Annotated in this window: 1 protein-coding gene and 1 pseudogene; both read right to left on the bottom strand. The window is 38.4% G+C overall.

Going from position 1 to position 497, the window contains the following annotated elements; translation table 11 throughout:
• Window positions 1–69, bottom strand: a pseudogene (locus Q3O12_RS10940) (suppressor of fused domain protein); the annotation flags it as partial.
• A 1-nt stretch (window position 70) separates the two neighbouring features.
• On the bottom strand, window positions 71–497 hold a 427-nt coding region (locus tag Q3O12_RS10755), incomplete at its 5' end, for a polymorphic toxin-type HINT domain-containing protein (protein ID WP_308447783.1).

The following is a 497-nucleotide window of genomic DNA, read 5'->3' as shown; positions in this document are numbered from 1 at the left end:
CTGACTTCCCGAATCGCTTTTCGAGCCATGAGAAATAGTGCCTATATATTTTTCAATATGATTAATCATATTACTTTTTAAATCTACTATCATTGTCTTTTCCTGAACGATTACAATGGCGGCATTCCAACCCTGTCCCAGAATTAAAATCATTAATCAGTTCTTTTCTATTGGCATGATTTTTATCTCGGTTATTCCAAGAAGGATTATGACTTACGTCCCAACCATCTTTGGTATTTCTATTTTCTCTATTATGTGGATTTCCATGTACATCTTTACCACATGTTGGACATTGTTTCGTATTAGGTTTACTGCCATCTTTGGCAGCATCCCAAGCATTTTCAACAGTTGATTTTCGAAACCCTGATGGTCTGTCAGTATTAAAGTTTTTATTGCCACTATACGGACACTCATTATGAACCCACACCCCTTCCGTTTCCGCCTGACTGCCCTTGACGAAGTAAGTATGCCAATCGGCAACGGTCAGATTGTAGGCT

The organism is Neisseria benedictiae (assembly GCF_958267435.1).
Lineage (GTDB): Bacteria > Pseudomonadota > Gammaproteobacteria > Burkholderiales > Neisseriaceae > Neisseria > Neisseria bergeri.
This window is presented reverse-complemented; position numbering and strand designations above follow the sequence as displayed.